Origin of the sequence: Butyrivibrio sp. WCE2006 (genome assembly GCF_000701985.1) — a bacterium.
GTDB lineage: Bacteria > Bacillota > Clostridia > Lachnospirales > Lachnospiraceae > Butyrivibrio.
Window position 1 is genome coordinate 55,807 of record NZ_JNKH01000013.1, and the last position, 20,650, is coordinate 76,456.

Annotated in this window: 28 protein-coding genes; 26 read left to right on the plus strand and 2 right to left on the minus strand. The window is 41.9% G+C overall.

Going from position 1 to position 20,650, the window contains the following annotated elements; all coding sequences use genetic code 11:
- Positions 1–44: 44 nt before the first annotated feature.
- Positions 45–1,646 (minus strand): CTP synthase, encoded by a 1,602-nt coding sequence (locus T501_RS10240; RefSeq protein ID WP_044914675.1) that lies wholly within the window; start codon positions 1,644–1,646, stop codon positions 45–47.
- 263 nt (positions 1,647–1,909) lie between these two features.
- Between T501_RS10240 and T501_RS10245 the strand changes: the two genes are divergently transcribed.
- The 6 genes from T501_RS10245 to ltrA all read left to right on the plus strand — a co-directional run bounded on the left by T501_RS10245 (position 1,910) and on the right by ltrA (position 9,684).
- A complete protein-coding gene (locus tag T501_RS10245) occupies positions 1,910–3,124 on the plus strand; it encodes an LL-diaminopimelate aminotransferase (protein ID WP_044914676.1) in 1,215 nt (404 codons plus the stop codon).
- 18 nt (positions 3,125–3,142) lie between these two features.
- Positions 3,143–3,943, plus strand: coding sequence for a YlmH family RNA-binding protein (locus tag T501_RS10250; RefSeq protein ID WP_044914677.1), 801 nt, complete (start codon positions 3,143–3,145; stop codon positions 3,941–3,943).
- A 119-nt stretch (positions 3,944–4,062) separates the two neighbouring features.
- The gene (locus T501_RS10255; protein ID WP_044914678.1) at positions 4,063–5,184 is read left to right on the plus strand and encodes an aldo/keto reductase; all 1,122 of its coding nucleotides are present in this window, start codon (positions 4,063–4,065) and stop codon (positions 5,182–5,184) included.
- 325 nt (positions 5,185–5,509) lie between these two features.
- Positions 5,510–6,742: a bacterial transcriptional activator domain-containing protein gene (locus T501_RS10260; RefSeq protein ID WP_044914679.1), complete on the plus strand. Its 1,233-nt coding sequence runs from the start codon at positions 5,510–5,512 to the stop codon at positions 6,740–6,742.
- A gap of 147 nt (positions 6,743–6,889) precedes the next feature.
- The gene (locus tag T501_RS10265) at positions 6,890–7,744 is read left to right on the plus strand and encodes a GTP pyrophosphokinase (protein WP_081675355.1); all 855 of its coding nucleotides are present in this window, start codon (positions 6,890–6,892) and stop codon (positions 7,742–7,744) included.
- A gap of 548 nt (positions 7,745–8,292) precedes the next feature.
- On the plus strand, positions 8,293–9,684 hold the full coding sequence (gene ltrA, locus T501_RS10275; RefSeq protein WP_044914680.1) for a group II intron reverse transcriptase/maturase: 1,392 nt from the start codon (positions 8,293–8,295) through the stop codon (positions 9,682–9,684).
- A 193-nt stretch (positions 9,685–9,877) separates the two neighbouring features.
- Here ltrA and T501_RS10280 read toward each other — a convergent pair whose 3' ends face one another.
- On the minus strand, positions 9,878–10,741 hold the full coding sequence (locus tag T501_RS10280; RefSeq protein WP_026511448.1) for a class I SAM-dependent methyltransferase: 864 nt from the start codon (positions 10,739–10,741) through the stop codon (positions 9,878–9,880).
- Positions 10,742–11,341: 600 nt separating this feature from the next.
- Here T501_RS10280 and rpsJ point away from each other — a divergent pair.
- The 20 genes from rpsJ (at position 11,342) to rpmD (ending at position 20,639) form a co-directional block, all read left to right on the plus strand.
- Positions 11,342–11,653 (plus strand): 30S ribosomal protein S10, encoded by a 312-nt coding sequence (gene rpsJ / locus T501_RS10285; RefSeq protein WP_022761340.1) that lies wholly within the window; start codon positions 11,342–11,344, stop codon positions 11,651–11,653.
- Between the two features lie 144 nt (positions 11,654–11,797).
- Positions 11,798–12,481 carry a 50S ribosomal protein L3 gene (gene rplC, locus T501_RS10290; RefSeq protein WP_026511449.1) on the plus strand — a complete coding sequence of 228 codons (684 nt, stop codon included), beginning with the start codon at positions 11,798–11,800 and terminating at the stop codon, positions 12,479–12,481.
- A 26-nt stretch (positions 12,482–12,507) separates the two neighbouring features.
- Positions 12,508–13,131, plus strand: coding sequence for a 50S ribosomal protein L4 (gene rplD, locus T501_RS10295; RefSeq protein ID WP_026511450.1), 624 nt, complete (start codon positions 12,508–12,510; stop codon positions 13,129–13,131).
- The gene (gene rplW / locus T501_RS10300; RefSeq protein WP_022761337.1) at positions 13,131–13,430 is read left to right on the plus strand and encodes a 50S ribosomal protein L23; all 300 of its coding nucleotides are present in this window, start codon (positions 13,131–13,133) and stop codon (positions 13,428–13,430) included. The genes rplD and rplW overlap by 1 nt, the downstream gene beginning before the upstream one ends.
- Positions 13,431–13,517: 87 nt before the next feature.
- On the plus strand, positions 13,518–14,360 hold the full coding sequence (rplB, locus tag T501_RS10305; RefSeq protein ID WP_026511451.1) for a 50S ribosomal protein L2: 843 nt from the start codon (positions 13,518–13,520) through the stop codon (positions 14,358–14,360).
- Positions 14,361–14,469: 109 nt separating this feature from the next.
- Positions 14,470–14,757 carry a 30S ribosomal protein S19 gene (gene rpsS, locus T501_RS10310; RefSeq protein ID WP_026511452.1) on the plus strand — a complete coding sequence of 96 codons (288 nt, stop codon included), beginning with the start codon at positions 14,470–14,472 and terminating at the stop codon, positions 14,755–14,757.
- 41 nt (positions 14,758–14,798) lie between these two features.
- Entirely contained in the window at positions 14,799–15,185 is a 387-nt protein-coding gene (gene rplV / locus T501_RS10315; RefSeq protein WP_044914681.1) for a 50S ribosomal protein L22, read from the plus strand.
- Between the two features lie 20 nt (positions 15,186–15,205).
- The gene (gene rpsC, locus T501_RS10320; protein WP_026511454.1) at positions 15,206–15,877 is read left to right on the plus strand and encodes a 30S ribosomal protein S3; all 672 of its coding nucleotides are present in this window, start codon (positions 15,206–15,208) and stop codon (positions 15,875–15,877) included.
- Positions 15,877–16,314 carry a 50S ribosomal protein L16 gene (gene rplP / locus T501_RS10325; protein WP_022761332.1) on the plus strand — a complete coding sequence of 146 codons (438 nt, stop codon included), beginning with the start codon at positions 15,877–15,879 and terminating at the stop codon, positions 16,312–16,314. Before rpsC ends, rplP begins: the two co-directional genes overlap by 1 nt.
- On the plus strand, positions 16,304–16,507 hold the full coding sequence (rpmC, locus tag T501_RS10330; protein WP_022761331.1) for a 50S ribosomal protein L29: 204 nt from the start codon (positions 16,304–16,306) through the stop codon (positions 16,505–16,507). The genes rplP and rpmC overlap by 11 nt, the downstream gene beginning before the upstream one ends.
- A gap of 23 nt (positions 16,508–16,530) precedes the next feature.
- Positions 16,531–16,785, plus strand: coding sequence for a 30S ribosomal protein S17 (rpsQ, locus tag T501_RS10335; protein ID WP_022761330.1), 255 nt, complete (start codon positions 16,531–16,533; stop codon positions 16,783–16,785).
- A gap of 33 nt (positions 16,786–16,818) precedes the next feature.
- Complete coding sequence (gene rplN, locus T501_RS10340) at positions 16,819–17,187, plus strand: 50S ribosomal protein L14 (protein WP_026493610.1); 369 nt, start codon at positions 16,819–16,821, stop codon at positions 17,185–17,187.
- A gap of 11 nt (positions 17,188–17,198) precedes the next feature.
- Positions 17,199–17,510: a 50S ribosomal protein L24 gene (gene rplX, locus T501_RS10345; protein ID WP_026511455.1), complete on the plus strand. Its 312-nt coding sequence runs from the start codon at positions 17,199–17,201 to the stop codon at positions 17,508–17,510.
- Between the two features lie 21 nt (positions 17,511–17,531).
- A complete protein-coding gene (gene rplE / locus T501_RS10350; protein WP_022761327.1) occupies positions 17,532–18,071 on the plus strand; it encodes a 50S ribosomal protein L5 in 540 nt (179 codons plus the stop codon).
- A 106-nt stretch (positions 18,072–18,177) separates the two neighbouring features.
- Entirely contained in the window at positions 18,178–18,363 is a 186-nt protein-coding gene (locus T501_RS10355; RefSeq protein ID WP_022761326.1) for a type Z 30S ribosomal protein S14, read from the plus strand.
- 170 nt (positions 18,364–18,533) lie between these two features.
- A complete protein-coding gene (gene rpsH, locus T501_RS10360; protein ID WP_026511456.1) occupies positions 18,534–18,935 on the plus strand; it encodes a 30S ribosomal protein S8 in 402 nt (133 codons plus the stop codon).
- Positions 18,936–18,950: 15 nt separating this feature from the next.
- A complete protein-coding gene (gene rplF / locus T501_RS10365; protein ID WP_026511457.1) occupies positions 18,951–19,490 on the plus strand; it encodes a 50S ribosomal protein L6 in 540 nt (179 codons plus the stop codon).
- 19 nt (positions 19,491–19,509) lie between these two features.
- Positions 19,510–19,878, plus strand: coding sequence for a 50S ribosomal protein L18 (rplR, locus tag T501_RS10370; protein ID WP_026511458.1), 369 nt, complete (start codon positions 19,510–19,512; stop codon positions 19,876–19,878).
- 16 nt (positions 19,879–19,894) lie between these two features.
- The gene (gene rpsE, locus T501_RS10375; protein WP_026511459.1) at positions 19,895–20,404 is read left to right on the plus strand and encodes a 30S ribosomal protein S5; all 510 of its coding nucleotides are present in this window, start codon (positions 19,895–19,897) and stop codon (positions 20,402–20,404) included.
- A 31-nt stretch (positions 20,405–20,435) separates the two neighbouring features.
- Positions 20,436–20,639, plus strand: a complete 204-nt coding sequence (gene rpmD / locus T501_RS10380; RefSeq protein WP_026511460.1) for a 50S ribosomal protein L30 — start codon at positions 20,436–20,438, stop codon at positions 20,637–20,639.
- Positions 20,640–20,650: the final 11 nt, after the last annotated feature.

Here is a 20,650-nt window from a genome sequence, read left to right on the forward strand (position 1 = left end):
CGGATTTTGGTCACTTAAAGTGGCGTATTTCCATATTGGTGGAGTTATTTGTAGTCTCTTGCTGCCTTTATGAAGCCTGCAAAGAGAGGATGCGGATTATTGGGACGTGACTTAAATTCAGGATGAGCCTGTGTTGCAATGAAAAAGGAATTAACAGGATATTCGATCATTTCAACAATTCTGTTATCAGGAGATAATCCGCACAAGCGCAGACCGTTTTCTTTTAACGCATCACGGAAATCGTTGTTCACTTCATAGCGGTGACGATGACGCTCTGTGATGTTTTCTGATCCATACAGTGAGAAGGCAAGTGTGTCTTTCTCAAGGGTGCAGGGATATGAGCCAAGCCTAAGAGTGCCGCCTAAGTCCTCGCCTGTTGTATGATCCGGTAAAAGCGCGATAAGCGGATGTGTAGTACCGGGATTAAACTCAATTGAATGAGCATCTTCATAGCCTATAACATTTCTTGCAAATTCGATTATTGTAAGCTGCATACCAAGGCAGATTCCAAGGAATGGAATATTATTTTCCCTTGCATATTGTATGGAGGTGATCATGCCTTCGATTCCGCGATCGCCAAAACCGCCGGGAACAATCACTCCCTGCACGTCTGACAGTATTTCTGAAACATTATCTTTTGTTACGGTTTCGGAATCAATCCATTTGATCTTAACTTCTCTTTTTGCTGCGATACCGCCATGTTTAAGCGCTTCAACTACGCTCAGATAAGCATCGTGGAGCTGGGTGTATTTTCCTACCAGTGCTATGGTCACAGATTCTTTTAGAGAATATAAAGTGTCAACCATGTTTTGCCAGTCGTCGAGCTTTGGTGAAGGGCAGTCAAGGCTAAGGCATTCAAGAGTAACCTCAGCAAGCTGTTCTTTTTCCATTGCAAGCGGTGCTTCATACAGGTATTTAAGATCAAGATTGTTTAACACATTTTTGCTCGGAACATTGCAGAAAAGAGAAATCTTTTCCTTGGTCTCCTTATCAAGTTCGACCTCGCTTCTGCAGACGATAACATCCGGAGATAAGCCCATGCCCTGCAAGGTCTTTACTGCTGATTGAGTTGGCTTTGTCTTGATTTCCTGTGAACAGCGAAGATATGGGATAAGAGAAACCAGAATGATCATTGCATTCTCATGTCCTACATCATGCTGAAACTGTCTGATTGCCTCAAGGAAGGGCTGAGATTCAATATCACCCACTGTTCCTCCGACTTCAATGATTGCGATGTGAGTGCTGTCATCCTCATAATTCCTGTAGAAACGATCCTTTATCTCATTGGTAATGTGGGGTATAACCTGGACAGTATGTCCGCCATAATCACCGCGGCGCTCTTTGTGTAATACTGACCAGTATATTTTGCCGGTCGTAACATTCGAGTTTTTATCAAGACTTTCATCTATGAATCGCTCGTAATGTCCAAGATCCAGATCGGTTTCCGTGCCGTCTTCAGTTACAAAAACCTCACCATGCTGAATGGGATTCATTGTTCCCGGATCCATGTTTATATATGGGTCAAATTTCTGCATGGTCACTTTGTAGCCACGGGCCTTCAAAAGTCTTCCAAGCGACGCTGCCGTAATTCCCTTTCCTAATCCTGAAACTACACCGCCCATAACGAAAACATATTTTACCGACATAAAGCCTCCTATTCATAAAAATAAAACAGGCGCCAAAACAGTGAGAGTTACCCTACTGTTTTGGCGCCATTGCCATTACCTATCTATGTTAAATACTTTTATTTAGCATGTCAATATGTTTTATATGATTAAGCGAAAAGTAGCTTGACACATAATTACAGGCAGTTGTAAATTAAATCATAAGGCAAAGGCGTCTTGGATTATTCCATGACGCCTTTTTTCTTTAATTAAGAAGCAAAACCATGGAAGGAGTATAACGAAAAATGGCACGAATAAATTACAATTATCTAAAGCTTCCCGGAAGTTATCTGTTTTCCACAATAGGGAAAAAGGTAAGTGAGTTCTCAGAGAAGAATCCTGATAAAGAGATTATAAGACTTGGAATCGGCGATGTAACACAGCCTCTTGCACCGGCAATAGTTGATGCGCTCCATAATGCAGTGGATGAGATGGGCAATTCTGACACCTTCAAAGGATACGCTCCGGATCTTGGATATGATTTTTTAAGAAATATCATCTCAGAGAAGGATTTTAAGGATAGAGGGTGTGATATAGATCTTGATGAAATTTTCGTGTCAGACGGTGCCAAGAGCGACTGCGGAAATATCCAGGAAATATTTGGCCTTGATAACAAAATTGCCGTTTGTGACCCTGTTTATCCGGTTTATGTTGATTCCAATGTAATGGCAGGAAGAACAGGTGAATATATGCCTGAAATAGAGCGCTTCAAGGATGTTATTTATATGAAGTGTACTAAGGAAAATGATTTTACGCCTGACATACCTGATGAGATTCCTGATCTTATTTATTTGTGTTTTCCCAATAACCCCACAGGTGCAGTAATGAAAAAGGATAAGCTTCAGGAGTGGGTAGACTTTGCTAACAGAAATGATTCGATCATTCTTTATGACGCAGCATATGAGGCATTTATTTCTGAGGATGATGTGCCTCACAGTATTTATGAATGTGAAGGTGCTAAGGACTGCGCAATAGAATTCAGATCTTTTTCCAAAACTGCCGGATTTACAGGATTGAGACTTGGGTATACAGTAATACCGAAAGAACTATCTACGGGCGGCGAGAAATTGTGGCCTCTTTGGGCAAGAAGACATGGAACCAAGTATAACGGCGCTCCTTACATTGTTCAAAGAGCAGGTGAAGCTGCCTATTCTGATGAAGGAAGGAAACAGATCAGAGCGCAGATACAATATTATAAGGAAAATGCATCAATAATCTCGGAAGGATTAAAGCGCGCCGGATATGAGATATATGGCGGAGTGAATGCGCCTTATATCTGGATGAAGACGCCTGATGATATGACAAGCTGGGAGTTCTTTGATTACCTGCTTGAAAAAGTAAATGTGGTTGGAACTCCGGGATCAGGATTTGGTCCGTCAGGTGAGCATTACTTCAGACTTACTGCATTTGGCAGCAGAGAAAACACCTTAAGAGCGATTGAGCGTTTTGGTAATCTGTGATTCTGTTTAAGGTAATTTATGGAAATTGATAAGGTTTTATTTGGCAGGATAAAGGATCTTGCCAGAAGAGCTTTTGAGAATAGTTATGTCACACATACGGATTTTTTATCACTATCTGAGATATATGATGTAAAGAGCGCATGTGCTGCAAATGGACTTGTGACAGGGGAAAATCAGATAGACGGAGTAGACTATTGCATATATGGAGGCACATCAGAGCCTGAGAGGGCTGTGATGTGTTTCCTTCCATCATATCTGGATGAGGAGAACTTTTTACAGGCAGAAGCGGTACAGTCAGATGTCATCAGCTGCATACTGATAGAACCCGTAAACAAAAGATTTGCAGATGAACTTACACACCGTGATTTTCTTGGTGCTCTTATGAATCTTGGGATAGAGAGAAACAGGATAGGAGATATCAGGACTGATCAGACTAAAGCATTCGTCTTTGTAATGAATGATGTCGCTGATCTTATATGCAATGAGCTTTTCAGGGTTAAGCATACTACGGTGAGATGTAAAAAGGTTAAAGCTACAGAGTGTGATATAGTTCCTGAGTACCAGGAAATAGAAGGAACTGTTTCATCTGAGAGATTGGATGCTGTTCTGGCGCTTGTTTATAAGCTTAGCAGAAGTAAAGCGCATGACCTTGTTGAAACCGAGTCTGTATTTGTTGACGGAAAGACTGCCTATAGCGCCGGCTATGACCTCAAACCAGGAGCAAGAGTTTCTGTCAGAGGATATGGAAAATTCGTCTATGACGGAGTGCAGAAGGAGACCAGAAAAGGAAGACTATCGATAAAATTAAAAAAATATTAAGTATATACTTGTTCAGATATTTGCCAAGATGGTTTATAATATCAATAATTTGGCATATGCCAATTATATTGGCATAAATATGAATGCTCTAAATGCTATATTTCAGGAGGTTTTTTCTTATGGCAGATTGGTTTGGCAAGGATGTATTTAAATTAGGATTTGGTTTGATGCGTCTTCCCAAAAATGCTGATGGAAGCATGGATATTCCGCATATTTCAAAGATGGTGGATGAGTTTATAGAGGCTGGTGGAACATATTTTGATACCGCATATGTATATGATGATGGTAAGAGTGAAGAGGCCTTTAAGTTGGCTGTGGCAGACAGATATCCCAGAGAAAGCTACACAGTTTGTACAAAGCTTAATGCACGTGTTGCAAAGGATGAAGAGAGCGCTAAACAGCAGCTATTCACAAGCTTAGAGCGTACCGGAGCAGGATATTTTGATTATTATCTTCTTCATGCGCTTGCAAGAAACAATATCAGTTATTATGATGATTATCATCTTTGGGATTTTGTTCTTGAACAGAAGGAGAAAGGACTCATTAAGAATTGGGGTTTCTCTTTCCATGATGATCCTGAGTTTTTGGATGAACTGCTCACAAAGCACCCGGAGGTGGATTTTATACAGCTTCAGATAAATTATGCTGATATGGAGAATCCATCAGTTCAGTCTCGTGCATGCTACGAGGTTGCAAGAAAACACGGTAAATCCATCACTGTTATGGAGCCTGTAAAGGGTGGAGCTTTGGCGAATCCTATCCCTCAGGTTACTGAGTTATTCAAGAAAGTTAATCCAGATCTTTCACCTGCCAGCTGGGCAATACGTTATGTAGCAGGTATGGAAGGAATAATCACAGTTCTGTCCGGAATGAGCAACATTGAACAGATGAGAGATAATCTCAGCTACATGAGGAATTTCAAGCCTCTTGATGAGACAGAGCAGGATACAGTTAAAAAGGTTGTAGAGGCTATGAATGCAGTGGACAACATTAAATGTACTTCATGTCATTATTGCGTTGAAGGCTGTCCTATGCAGATTCCGATTCCTGATATTTTCAATGCAAGGAATCAGCAGCTTATTTACAATAACACAGAAGGTGCCAAGTGGAATTATGCAAACGCCACCAGAGATAAAGGACTTGCTTCTGCATGTGTTCAGTGTGGACAGTGTGAAGGCGCATGTCCTCAGCACTTGCCTATTATTTCACTTTTGCAGGATTGTGCCGCTAATCTGGAATAATTCAGAAAAGGCCTGACTGTATACAGGCAAATAAGAGATTAGTCAGTTATGGAATCCCGGATTTCTAAGGAAAGCGGGATTCCTTTCTTTTGAGCAGAGCACTTGACGAGGTATTATCGAGTTTAGTGGAGCTTGCTTAAGCAGAACACTTGGAGAGATTATCTCCTTTGAAAATTTGTAATAATTGCTTAATATATGATTATAGACATGATATAATAAATTTCGGCTAAAGATATGATTCTCTAGCCAGAATACTACTTCAGAAGGGGTTTAAGTATCACGGGTCATGGGGAGACCATAACGGACTTTATGATACGAGAGGGATATGAAAAAGACCAAACTTGACATCAAAACATTAGGTGGCTTCGAAATAATCTGTAATGATAAGGGAATCACATTGGGAAGAAACCGGGCTTCTAAGTATATTCAGCTTGTCGCCAGAGTTTTTACTGCAGGAAGCGAAGGTGTCAGTAAAGAGGATCTTCAGGATGATATTTATTCTGAGGATCTCAATGTAAAAAGTAATCTGAATAACAGTATGAACAACCTCATCTATCAGTTCAGGAAGGTTGCTGAGAAAGCCGGCATTCCTGGAGGGAATGTAGTGGCATTTTCTGATGGTGTCTATAAGGCAGCGCCTGAAGTCGATGCAGTGACGGATACTGTTGAATTTGTCAGATACATAAATGCTGCCAGGAATGCTTCAGACTATGAGGAAAAAGCTGAGAATTATCAAAAAGCTTTTGACTTATATAAAGGTGACTTTTTACCTGAATTAAATGATTTGTACTGGATATCTAAAAAGAGCGAGGACTTAAGAACGCTTTACGAAGAGTGCGTTGATTTCCTTGCTGATTTCTATAAATCCAAGAAGAATTATGTGAAGATGGCGAGAGTTTTTCATAATGCATCAGTTATCGATCCTGACTGCGAGTGGCAGGTTGGAGAGATTAACGCATATAGGCATATGAAGGATTACAAGAAAGCATATATTCTTTATGAAGAGATGATAAGGTACTATGCAGAGGAACTTGGAATCACACCCACCGAGAATATGCAGAGATGCTATCAGAAGCTACAGGATGCAGCTTTCTCCGGAACTGATGGTGAAGAAGGCGATGTGGCAGCAGAGAATTCACTTAAAAATGGACTTCTCGGAGAGGATGAGGGCGGACCTTATGAGTGCCTTTTCCCTGAAATGAGCGCTTCATACCATATACTAAGCAGAAATATGGAGAGGCATGGATTAACTGTATTTCTGCTTCTTCTTACAATAGCTGACTATGAAGGAAAAGAGATCAGACAGGAAGAGAAGGCCGAGAGACGAATGGAGACTTTGAAGGATGCCATAAATGAGACTCTCAGGCATGGGGATGCTTTTTGTAAGTATTCCAGAACCCAGTATCTCGTATTGCTTACCGGAACCGGAGTAGAGGAGTGCATGCTTGTACACAGAAGATTGCAGGACAGACTTAAAGTGCTTGCAGGCCCCAGAGCTTCACTTAATTATCGTATAATATCATATGCAGATATGACTGCAGAATCTGCAGGGGAATAAAAAAGGAAAGTTTTTTTCGAAATAATTATAATATAATGTAGCTTTACTATTAACATTATAAAAGCTTTAGACTTAATTCATAAATAATTGAATGTAAGTGATATAATTATTATTGAGGGGGCATAATAGTAATTCGGAGGAATGCCCATGGCTATTGGGAATCTAGACTTAACTTCGCTCGACAGGACTCTGATGACCAATGAGCAGAAGTCACTACTGAACGTTAATAATGTATCACAGAAGGAAGTTGAGCAACTGCTTATCATGAGAGGGCAGGTGCAGGAATTCCAGATGATGATGATGAAGTATGATTGTGCTTTATCAGAAGTGAGAACTAAGCTTGAGGTCCTTAATAAAGAGTTTTCACTGAAAAACAATCGAAATCCTTTTGAGAGTATAAAAAGCAGAATAAAGACACCGGTAAGTATATATGAAAAATTGAATCGCAAAGGGATACCTTTTTCGATAGAGAATATTGAGAGCAATATTTCTGATATCGCAGGCTGTAGAGCGATTTGTTCTTTTGTTGATGATATTTATATGCTTGCCGATTGCTTGAAAAAGCAGGATGACGTTAATGTCCTTGTTGAAAAAGATTATATTTCCACTCCAAAAGAGAGCGGCTACAGAAGCTTGCATCTTATAATTGAAACCCCTATCTTTCTTACAGATGTTAAGGAAATGATAAAGGTCGAAGTTCAGTTTAGAACCATTGCAATGGATTTTTGGGCTAGCCTGGAACATAAGATGAAGTATAAGAAAGATATTGAAAACGCACAGCTCATTTCTGAAGATCTGAAATTCAGCGCAGATCTTATAAATCAGCTAGACAGAAGAATGCAACAGATTCGCGAGAGAATAGATGCAGGTGATGGAAAGCCGTACGTTATGACTCCGACTGAGGAGGAGGAGAGGGCTGACTGTGAGACAATGGAGATTATAAGACGTGAGATCCGTGCTGAACAGAATGCTATGCTCAGAAGGAAAAGTAATCAAAACTAAATATTAAAAACTTCGCTATGAATGTGATAAAAAACGAAAGGGGCAAAAGAAAATTTTGTCCCTTTCGTTTTTTTAGTGCGCCTAGCGGCGCACGTTTCTAACGGGTTTAAGTCCCGAATCCGCCCGGTAGTGGGAAGGATATAGCCGAAAGCAAGGGTGTCCGCCGCGAGACGGAATCTGAAGGAAGCTGGATGTGGGGAACATACTAACCCACGGGCAAATCTCCGGTCTGACGTACAGAAATCTCATACGAGGTTATGCATGAGGGTAAGGCTGCTATACAAGTCGAAGCCCAATAACTACACGGAATCATGCATGATAAATGAGGCAGATGGATGGAGAGGAAGAAACGTGTGGTACCTAGGGAGGTCTGCGCGAAACGCCCTGAAAGGAGCAACCACCGTACAAGGAAACGAGGCGGTGCTGAACACGCAGAAATCAGCAGAGGTCATAGTAGGGATATGGACATGGAAACATGGACATGCTAACCGAAGGACCGAAATCAGTAGGAGTCTTAAGTATGACCGAGAAAGGAGGAATGACCGTTAATGGCAGAAAACATTGATAATGGCTGTTCGCAAAGAGATAGTGCGGAACACAAAGGGTATGCGAAAGCGCTTAGGTCATTCAATCGGATATGGAAAGAAAGAGACAGTGCACAGCCGAAGCTCTTGGAAGCGATACTATATAAGGACAACTTTAACAGAGCGTATAAAAGAGTTAAGGCAAACAAGGGAGCGCCAGGTATTGATGGTATGACCATTAAAGAGGCACTTCCGTACCTTAAGGAACATCAACAGGAGTTAACTGACCGCATATACCGCGGCAAGTATACCCCATCGCCAGTCAGGCGAGTTGAGATTCCAAAACCAGATGGTGGTGTGCGCAAGCTTGGCATACCTACCGTGATAGACCGAACACTCCAACAGGCAATAACTCAACAGTTAGTGCCCATCTATGAACCATTGTTTGCGGACGGAAGCTACGGCTATCGTCCAAATAGAAGCGCAAAGGATGCTATACAGAAAGTAAAGGAATACGCAGAACAAGGCTACACTTTCGCGGTAGTCTTGGACCTATCTAAGTATTTCGATACCTTGAATCATGAAATTCTTATCAATCTCCTCAGAAGGAATGTGAAGGATGAACGTGTAGTTCAACTAATAAAGCGCTATCTGAAAAGTGGGGTAATGGAAAACGGAGTGGTCATTGATACAGAGGAAGGTTCACCGCAAGGTGGAAATCTATCTCCGCTTCTTGCGAATATCTACCTCAATGAGTTCGACCAAGAGTTTCTGAAAAGAGGTGTGCCCTGCATAAGATATGCAGATGACATCGTTCTTCTTGCGAAAAGCAAAAGAGCATCAGAGAGACTCTTGGAAAGCAGTACTAAATATCTCGAAGAGAAACTGAAGCTAACGGTTAATCGGGAGAAAAGTCGTACTGTAAGCGTGTTTGCAATCCGAAATTTTAAATTCCTTGGCTTTGCATTGGGAAGGAACGGAAATGGCATTTATGTCAGAGTTCATCCAAAGTCATGGAAGAAGTTTAAGTCTAAGCTGAAAGACTTATCTTCCCGTAAGTCTGTACAGTCCATCAAGCCAAGCCTAGAGAAAATCAAGGTGTATGCTAGAGGATGGCTTAACTACTATGGAATAGCCAGCATGAAGAACAACATAGATGACATTAATAAGTGGCTCTATCACAGAATACGCATGTGCATATGGAAACAGTGGAAACTTCCCAAGACAAAGAAGAGGAATCTTATTAAACTGGGGATACCTGAATACTATGCACATATCACAGCCAACAGCCGTAGAGGCTATTGGTTTGTGTCTGGTATGGGTGCGGTTAACCGTGCCTTATCAAAAGAAAGACTGATAAACAGTGGCTTTTATGATTTAGCCACAGCCTATCAGTCTGTGCACGTCAACTATTGAAAGCGCCGTATACCGAACGGTACGTACGGTGCTGTGAGAGGACGGCGGTTAGTCACCGCCTCCTACTCGATTATCTGAGCAGAGTACTTAGCACAGCTCTTTTCGAACTTAGTGCCAGCCATGCAAATCCGCTTGGTATGGTGCTTTAGAGGCTGGTGGAGCTTGGTGTAAATACTGCGTACTCAAAATTTGTTTATAGAGCTGTCCATCTTCCACTTGCTCCGCAAGGAAGAACCAGTCCGTTTGATGAAACAGGAAGCCCTACTTCATCTGCTTCTACCGTGCCTTTATGAAGCGGATCGATAGCCGAGTGTATCATATAAGAAAGAACTGCAGGCTGTAATCCTGTGGTGTATGAATTAATAAGGAAGAATAAAGGCTTGTCTGAAAGCAACTGAACACTTCTTAATATAAGATCATATACACAGTCTTCAATTTTCCATATTTCTCCCTTGGGACCTCTTCCGTAGGAAGGAGGATCCATGATGATGCCATCATAATGATTACCGCGTCTGATCTCACGATCAACAAATTTTCCACAATCGTCAACAAGATATCTGATGGGAGCTTCTGCAAGACCGGAGGAAGCGGCATTTTCTTTTGCCCATGCAACCATACCTTTGGCTGCATCAACGTGTGTAACGGAAGCACCTGCTTTGGCAGCGGATACGGTAGCTCCGCCGGTATATGCAAAAAGATTAAGCACCTTGATCGGACGGTCTGCATTTTTTATCAGCTCAGAGAACCAGTCCCAATTGGCAGCCTGTTCAGGGAACAATCCTGTATGTTTAAAACTGAATGGCTTTAAATGAAAGGTGAGTTCCTTATAATTAATTGTCCATTCCTCTGGAAGGGATCTGAAGTCCCATTCTCCGCCGCCCTTGTTACTTCTCTGGTAACGTGCATTCCATTTCTTCCATCCCATATGCTTTTTGGGAGTCTTCCAAATTACCTGAGGATCGGGCCTTACAAGCATGTAATCACCCCAGCGTTCAAGCTTTTCTCCATCAGAGGTATCTATAACCTGATAATCTTTCCAGTTATTTGCAATCCACATAAATACTCCTTATAATAATAAATGTTGTTATTTGGATTGGTGTACATTAATAAATAGTAGTTATATAGTCATTCGGGATTTATAAAAACCGTTGACATAAATGAGTAAATGACCCATAACAACATAATAAATAATATCATGAAAATCTTCTATATATTATAGAAGAAACATTTACACATTTTATCCGAAAATGCATAAAATGCTAGTGTATGCATAAAATAGATTAAAATAAATCAAGCCTAAATGGCTAAAATTGCCTATTTTTATTAAAAAGTGATTAATTTTGAAAATTATGCTTGCATGAAATGAAAAAATGATATATAGTAATCCATGCTGTGACATGATAGCTGTGAAGCGTGAGGTTGCTGTCTTATCCAGTGAGACAGGTTTTCCGTGGAGCGAATGTCAAGGGACCAATTGGTCTGACAATCTGACGACAAGTCACTGTACAAACAAAATGTCTGCGAAGCTATGCTAGCAGAAACGACGTGTGAAAACAGGGTTTTTAGAAATTTGAATCCATGACACACACGGGAGAGTGTACAGTCACCGCTTGTCGTACTTATCTAATTAAAGTGCGAAAAGGAGGCGACTTTTTTTATGGCAAATCAGGTAATGAGAATTACTCTTAAGGCGTATGATCATCAGCTCGTAGATGCTTCTGCAAAGAAGATCATCGAAACAGTTAAGAAGAACGGATCTCAGGTCAGCGGACCTGTACCGCTTCCTACAAAGAAGGAAGTAGTAACAATCCTTCGTGCTGTACATAAGTACAAGGATTCCAGAGAGCAGTTCGAGCAGAGAACACATAAGAGACTGATCGATATCATCACACCTACACCTAAGACAGTTGAGGCTCTTCAGAGATTAGAGATGCCTGCAGGTGTAAACATCAATATCAAGATGAAATAATTCATCGGTAACTAATGTAAACCTCTACTAGTATGATGCGAGGCGTATGATGCCGTGAAAACTGGAGAATTGCAAAATGGCAATTAAAGCGACATTACGAATGAAACAAGCATCCGCTGTAGATGTAATAAGGAGGTAAATACAATGAAGAAGGCTATCTTAGCTACGAAGATCGGTATGACACAGATCTTCAACGAAGACGGTTCACTTGTTCCTGTAACTGTTTTACAGGCAGGCCCCTGTGTAGTAACACAGATCAAGACCGTTGAAAATGATGGTTACAGTGCAGTTCAGGTTGGCTATGTTGATAAGAAAGAAAAGATCATCAACAGAGACAAGAACGGCAAAAAGACTATCGTACATGCACATGGTGTAAACAAGGCTCAGCAGGGTCACTTCAAGAAGGCAGGCGTATCCTGCAAGAGATTTGTTCGCGAGTTCAAATTCGAGAATGCTTCTGAATATGAGCTTGGAAGTGAGATTAAGGCAGACATCTTCGCTGCTGGCGACAAGATTGATGCTACTGCAACATCCAAGGGTAAGGGATTCCAGGGTGCTATCAAGAAGAATGGTCAGCACAGAGGACCCATGGCTCATGGTTCTAAGTTCCACCGTCATCAGGGTTCTAACGGATCCAGTTCCGATCCGAGCCGTGTATTCAAGGGAAAAGGAATGCCTGGTCACATGGGATGCGTTAAGGTAACAGTTCAGAATCTTGAGGTTGTTCGTGTAGATGCTGAGAAGAATCTGATCCTTGTAAAGGGCGCAGTACCTGGACCGAAGAAGGGACTTGTAACAATCAAGGAAACCACAAAGGTTGAGGCATAACTTTTCACGAAAGGAGGAACATACAGATGGCTAACGTATCTGTTTACAATATGGAAGGCAAAGAAGTTGGCAGCATCGAGCTTAATGATGCCATCTTCGGAGTTGAAGTTAATGAACATCTCGTACACATGGCAGTTATCCAGCAACTTGCTAATAATCGCCAGGGTACTCAGAAGGCAAAGACACGTTCCGAAGTTAGCGGAGGTGGTCGCAAGCCTTGGAGACAGAAGGGAACCGGTCATGCAAGACAGGGTTCAACAAGATCTCCTCAGTGGACAGGCGGCGGTGTAGTATTCGCTCCCGTTCCGAGAGATTACTCTTTCAAAATGAACCAGAAAGAGAAGAGAGCAGCTCTTAAGTCTGCACTCACAGACAAGGTTCAGACAGGTAAGCTTGTTGTTCTTGATGAGCTTAAGTTTGATGAGTTCAAGACAAAGAAATTTGCTGAGGTAATGACTAACCTTAAGGCTACTCGCAAGGCACTTGTTGTTGTTGCTGAGAATGACGAGAAGGTTGTTAAGTCAGCTAAGAACCTTGCAGAGGTTAAGACAACTCTTACAAATACAATCAATGTTTACGATATCGTAAACGCTCAGACACTCGTTCTTACTAAGGACGCAGTTGCAAAAATCGAGGAGGTGTATGCATAATGGCAGCTTTACAGTATTATGATGTAATCCTTGAGCCTGTACTTACAGAGAAGAGCATGAATGCCATGGGCGAAAAGAAATACACTTTCTTCGTTCATCCTGAAGCAAACAAGACTCAGATAAAGGAAGCAGTTGAGAAGATGTTCGATGGCGCTAAGGTTTCCAAGGTTAACACTCTTAATGCAAATGGTAAGCTTAAGAGACGTGGAATGACTTATGGCAGAACTGCTAAGATTAAGAAGGCTATCGTACAGCTCACTGCAGATAGTAAGGATATCGAGATATTCCAGGGACTTTGATAATAACTAATTGACTATATGCACAGGATCTTAACAAAGTCCGGATCCAGGTTTTAAACCGTGCATGATAATAAAAAGGAGATAATCATGGGAATTAAGAAATACGGCCCATATACACCGTCCAGAAGAAACATGACAGGTTCTGATTTCTCAGAGATCACAAAGAGCACTCCTGAGAAGAGCCTCCTTGTTTCTAAGAATTCAAAGGCTGGACGTAATAACCAGGGTAAGATTACAGTTAGACATCGCGGTGGCGGCGGAAGAAGAAAGTACAGAATTATCGATTTCAAGCGTTCAAAAGATGAGTGCACAGCAAAGGTTATCGGTATCGAGTACGATCCTAACAGAACAGCTAACATCGCACTGCTTGAGTATGAGGATGGCACAAAGGCATACATTCTTGCACCTCAGGGTCTTAAGGATGGCATGACAATCATGAATGGTCCTGATGCCGAAGTTCGTATCGGTAACTGCCTCCCTCTTGCTAACATCCCTGTTGGTGAAAGCATTCACAACATTGAGCTTTATCCTGGAAGAGGCGGTCAGCTTGTTCGTTCAGCTGGTAACTCTGCTCAGCTCATGGCTAAAGAAGGAAAGTATGCAACACTTCGTCTTCCTTCAGGCGAAATGAGACTTGTTCCAATCGAGTGTCGTGCAACAATCGGTACAGTTGGTAACATTGATCATAACCTTATCAATATCGGTAAAGCTGGTCGTAAGCGTCACATGGGTATCCGCCCTACAGTTCGTGGATCAGTTATGAACCCGAATGATCACCCGCATGGTGGTGGTGAGGGTAGAGCACCTATCGGTCGTCCCGGTCCGTGCACACCTTGGGGTAAGCCTGCTCTTGGTTACAAGACACGTAAGAAGAAAAAGGCTTCTAACAAGATGATCATCAGAAGAAGAGATGGTAAGGCTATCAAATAATTGATGCCGGTTGATAAAGGATGAACAAATCACTTGACTGGATTTAGCGGTCTTGTGATTTCATCCGACAGTAAGAAAACGTATTGACATATACGAGAGGAGAATGACAATGTCTAGATCACTTAAAAAGGGACCTTTCGCAGATGCAAGTTTGCTTAAGAAGATCGATGCAATGAATGCTGAGAATCAGAAGCAGATTGTTAAGACATGGTCCCGTCGTTCCACGATTTTCCCTTCCTTCGTTGGACACACAATCGCTGTTCATGACGGAAGAAAGCATATTCCGGTATATGTAACGGAAGATATGGTTGGTCACAAACTTGGTGAGTTTGTTCCTACAAGAACCTACAGAGGTCACGCAGGCAACTCTCCTGAGAAGAAGGGTGGAGTTCGCTAAGTTCTTGTGACTTGGTTCAACATTGAAAGGAGGTTAAATCTATGGCAACAGCACATAGATCTCAAGTTAAAAGAGAGAGAAATGCTCAGAAGGATACAAGACCTTCAGCTAAATTATCTTACGCAAGAATCCCTGTTCAGAAGGCATGCTTCGTAATGGATGCTATCAGGGGTAAGGACGTTGAGACAGCACTTGCTATCCTGGAGTACAATCCAAGATACGCTTCCAGCGTTATTTATAAGTTACTTAATTCTGCAATTGCAAATGCTGAAAATAACAACGGCATGAACAGAGCAAATCTGTACATTGCAGAGTGCAATGCAAGCAATGGCCCGATTATGAAGAGAATTCAGCCTAGAGCTCAGGGTAGAGCATACAGAATTCAGAAGAGATTAAGCCATTTGACTTTAATTCTGGATGAGAGATAAGAAAGGAGAAAGTAAGTTCAATGGGACAGAAAGTTAATCCTCATGGCCTCAGAGTCGGCATCATTGCAGATTGGGATTCCAAGTGGTATGCAGAGAATGACGAGTTTGCAGACAATCTTGTTGAAGATTACAAAATCAGAAAGTTTCTGAAGAAGAAGCTTTACGCTGCAGGTATCTCAAAGATCGAGATCGAGAGAGCATCTGATCGCGTTAAGGTAATCGTTTATACAGCAAAGCCCGGTTTCGTAATTGGTAAGGGTGGCGCAGAGATCGAAGTTACTAAGAAGGAGCTTTCAAAGCTTACAGATAAGAAGGTTCTTGTTGATATTAAAGAAATCAAGAAGCCCGATAAGGACGCTCAGCTTGTTGCTGAAAACATTGCTCAGCAGCTTGAGAATCGTGTATCTTTCCGTCGTGCTATGAAGTCATGCATGAGCAGAACAATGAAGACAGATGCACAGGGTATCAAGGCTTGCTGCAGTGGTCGTCTTGGTGGTGCTGATATCGCTCGTAGCGAATTCTACAGCGAGGGTACAATCCCGCTTCAGACACTTAGAGCAGATATTGATTATGGTTTTGCTGAGGCAGATACAACCTATGGTAAGGTTGGTGTAAAGGTATGGATCTATAAGGGTGAAGTACTTCCGACTAAAGCATCCGAGAATTCAGATAAGGAAGGGAGCGATAAATAATGTTAATGCCGAAGAGAGTAAAGCATCGTAAGCAGTTCCGCGGTTCTATGGCTGGTAAGGCTACACGCGGCAACACAATCGCATACGGTGAGTATGGAATAGTAGCGCTTGAGCCCTGCTGGATTCGTTCAAATCAGATCGAGGCAGCCCGTGTCGCTATGACTCGTTTCATCAAGCGTGGTGGTCAGGTTTGGATCAAGATTTTCCCTGACAAGCCTGTTACAGCGAAGCCTGCTGAAACTCGTATGGGTTCCGGTAAGGGTTCTGTAGATTACTGGGTAGCAGTTGTTAAGCCTGGACGTGTAATGTTTGAAATCGGCGGAGTCGATGAAGAAGTTGCAAGAGAAGCACTTCGTCTTGCAACACACAAACTTCCTTGCAAGTGCAAGATCGTTTCAAAGGCTGATTTGGAAGGCGGTGCATCCAATGAAAACTAATAAGTATGTAGAAGAGCTGAAAGCTAAGTCTGCTGAGGAACTCAGCCAGGAGCTTGTATCAGCTAAAAAGGAACTTTTTAATCTGAGATTCCAGAACGCAACTAACCAGCTGGATAACACAGCAAGAATTAAAGAGGTTAGAAAGAATATTGCTAGAATTCAGACTGTGATTACACAGAAAGCAGCACAGTAATGGAATCCTGAAAGGAGTATATCGTGGAAAGAAATTTAAGAAAAACGCGTGTTGGTAAAGTAACAAGCGATAAGATGGATAAGACCATCGTTGTTTCCATCGAAGATCATGTAAAGCACCCTCTTTACAAGAAGATCGTAAAAAGAACCTATAAGCTGAAGGCTCATGATGAGAACAATGAGTGCCATATAGGTGATACAGTCAAGGTTATGGAAACAAGACCGATCTCTAAAGACAAGAGATGGAGACTGGTTCAGATTATTGAGCGTGCTAAGTAATTAGCTGATAGTTGATTATAAAGGAGAAATAACATGATTCAGCAGGAAAGCAGACTTAGAGTTGCTGATAACACTGGTGCAAAAGAACTTTTGACAATTCGTGTTATGGGCGGTTCTACAAGAAGATATGCGAGAATCGGCGATGTAGTTGTTGCTTCGGTCAAAGAAGCAACACCAGGCGGCGTTGTAAAGAAGGGTGATGTCGTTAAGGCAGTTGTAGTACGTACTGTTAAGGAGACTCGCCGTAAGGATGGTTCTTACATCCGTTTCGATGAGAACGCTGCAGTTATCATCAACGATGAAGGTAACCCGAAGGGAACTCGTATTTTTGGACCCGTTGCAAGAGAGCTTCGTGATAAGAAGTACATGAAGATTCTTTCTCTCGCTCCGGAAGTATTATAAGGAGGCACCGAATGTCTACAAGTAAGATTAAAAAGGGCGATACCGTTAAGGTTATTGCTGGTAAGAGCAAAGATAAAGAAGGCAAGGTACTCTCCGTTGACACAAAGAATGGTAAGGTAGTAGTTGAGGGTGCTAACATGGTTACAAAGCACACAAAGCCCTCTGCATCTAACCCCAACGGTGGTATCATTCAGCAGGAAGCTCCCATGGACATCTCCAACGTTATGTATGTTCATAAGGGAAAGGCAACACGTGTTGGTTTCAAGGTTGAGGATGGTAAGAAGGTCCGCATCGCAAAATCAACTGGTGATGTCATTGACTGATAGGAAAGGAGGTAAGGAGCTTTGAGTAGATATAAGGATTTATATAAAGATGAGATCGTGAGCGCTATGACAAAGAAGTTCGGTTACAAGAACGTTATGGAAGTTCCGAAGCTCGATAAGATTGTAATTAACATGGCTGTAGGTGAAGCAAAAGAGAATGCAAAAGTTCTTGAGAACGCTGCAAACGATATGCAGATCATCTCTGGCCAGAAGCCTGTTTATACAAAGGCTAAGAAGTCAATCGCTAACTTCAAGATTAGAGAAGGTATGCCGATTGGTTGTAAAGTAACTCTTCGTGGTGAGAAGATGTACGAGTTTATGGATCGTCTCGTAAACCTTGCACTTCCTCGTGTCCGCGACTTCCGTGGTGTTAACCCTAACGCATTTGATGGTAGAGGTAACTACGCTCTTGGTATCAAAGAGCAGCTTATCTTCCCTGAAATCGAGTATGATAAGGTTGACAAGACAAGAGGTATGGATATCATCTTCACAACAACTGCCAAGACAGATGAAGAGGCTCGTGAGCTTTTAACACTCTTCAACATGCCTTTCGCTAAGTAATTAAGGATGAGCAAATCACCAGATAAGGAATTTTCTAATCCGGTGAATGACATACAAACTGTTTGAACAGTTTTTCGGTTTGAAAAATATAGGAGGAATCGAACACATGGCTAAATTATCCATGAAGGTAAAGCAGCAGATGAAACCCAAGTTTTCTACACGAGCATACAACCGTTGCAGAATTTGCGGTCGTCCTCATGCTTATCTTAGAAAATACGGAATCTGCAGAATTTGTTTCCGTGAGTTAGCTTACAAGGGCGAAATCCCGGGTGTACGTAAGGCTAGTTGGTAATTGTAATCACTTAGCGAGGTGCTGTCTAGCTTAGCAGGCTATTTATAGCGAGCTAAGCGAGTGCAGAACTTCCTTGTGAAATATATTTATACATTGCGGCTTCGTGTCTCTGTGCAGACGGGCACAGTAAGGCGAAGCAATAATAGAAAATTAAGGAGGCTTTTTCAAAAATGGCAATGAATGATCCTATTGCAGATATGCTTACAAGAATTCGTAATGCTAACACTGCAAAACATGATACTGTTGACGTACCCTCTTCAAAGATGAAGCTTGCTATCGCAAACATTCTTCTTGATGAAGGTTATATTAAGAAATTTGACGTTGTTGAAGAGAATGGTTTCAAGAATCTTCATATAACACTTAAGTACGGTGCTGACAGAAATGATAAGGTTATCACTGGATTAAAGAGAATTTCAAAGCCTGGTCTTCGTGTATACGCAGGTAGAGATGAACTTCCGAGAGTACTTGGTGGTCTTGGTATCGCTATCATTTCTACAAACCAGGGTGTTGTAACTGATAAAAAAGCAAGAGAGCTTCAGGTTGGTGGTGAAGTTCTTGCATTTGTATGGTAAATTGGAGGTACGGGCATGTCACGAATTGGAAAAATGCCAATCGCGGTTCCTGCTGGTGTAACAGTAGAAGTCGCAGAAAATAATAAGGTGACTGTTAAGGGTCCTAAGGGCACTCTTGAGAGAGTCTTTCCTGCAGAGATGCAGTTCGAGCAAAAAGATGGTCAGATCGAAGTAAAGAGACCTGACGATCAGAAGAAAACCAGAGCGCTTCACGGACTTTCAAGAAGTCTTCTGAACAACATGGTTGTTGGTGTTACAGATGGCTATGAGAAGAAGCTTGAAGTTAATGGTGTAGGTTACAGAGCAGCAAAGAGCGGCAAGAAACTCACCTTAACCCTTGGATATTCACATCCTGTTGAACTTGACGATCCTGAAGGAATCGAGACAGTTGTAGAAGGAAATGCTATAATCGTTAAGGGTATAGATAAAGAAAAGGTTGGCCAGCATGCAGCAATCATCAGAGAGAAGAGAGCTCCTGAGCCGTATAAGGGCAAGGGAATCAAGTACGCTGATGAAGTTATTCGCCGCAAGGTTGGTAAGACCGGTAAGAAGTAAGAGATAAGGAGAGTTTAAAATGGTTAGTAAAGAATCCAGACAGAAAAGTCGCGAAAAGAAGCATCTGAGAATTCGCAATCGTTTCAGCGGCACTGCTGAAAGACCGCGTCTTGCAGTTTTCAGAAGTAATAATCATATGTATGCTCAGGTTATCGATGATGTTGCCGGTAAGACACTCGTTTCTGCTTCCACACTTGAGAAGGACATTAAGTCTGCTCTGAAGGTTACAGATAATGTTGAAGCCGCTGCATATATTGGTGATGTTGTTGCTAAGAGAGCAATGGAAAAGGGAATCAAGGCTGTTGTTTTCGACAGAGGCGGTTACATCTACCATGGTAAGGTAGCAGCACTAGCTGAAGCAGCTAGAAAAGCAGGCTTAGAATTCTAAGGAAGGGAGAAAGATAATGAAGCGTACAATCGTTGATGCAAGTCAGCTTGAATTAACAGATAAAGTCGTTACCATCAAGCGAGTTACAAAGGTTGTTAAAGGTGGACGTAACATGAAGTTTACCGCACTCGTTGTTGTTGGTGACGGAAACGGTCATGTAGGTGTAGGTCTTGGTAAGTCTACTGAAATTCCGGATGCAATCCGTAAGGGTAAGGAGGACGCTACAAAGAACCTCATTACAGTTCCGCTTGATGAGAACAACAGTATTACACATGATTTCATTGGTAAGTTCGGTTCCGCAGAGGTTCTGCTGAAGAGATCTCCAGAAGGTACCGGTATCATCGCAGGTGGTCCTGCCCGTTCAGTATGTGAACTTGCTGGAATCAAGAACATTCGTACAAAGTCTCTTGGTTCAAACAATAAGCAGAATGTAGTTTATGCAACCATAAATGGTCTTGCAAATCTTAAGACACCGGAAGAAGTTGCTAAGAAGCGTGGTAAATCTGTAGAAGAAGTTATCGCTTAATTAAATAGGCAGCTAGTAAAGGAGAAAATCAATGGCAGCTAATAATGAAAGTGGAAAGAAGCTTAAAATCACATTGGTTAAGTCCACTATTGGTGCTGTTCCGAAGCAGGTTGCTACGGTAAAATCAATGGGATTTAAGAAACTTAACAGCAGTGTTGAACTGCCGGACAACGCTTCAACAAGAGGCCAGATCCAGCAGATCAGACACCTTGTTAAGGTTGAAGAACTGAACTAATAAAGGAGGAA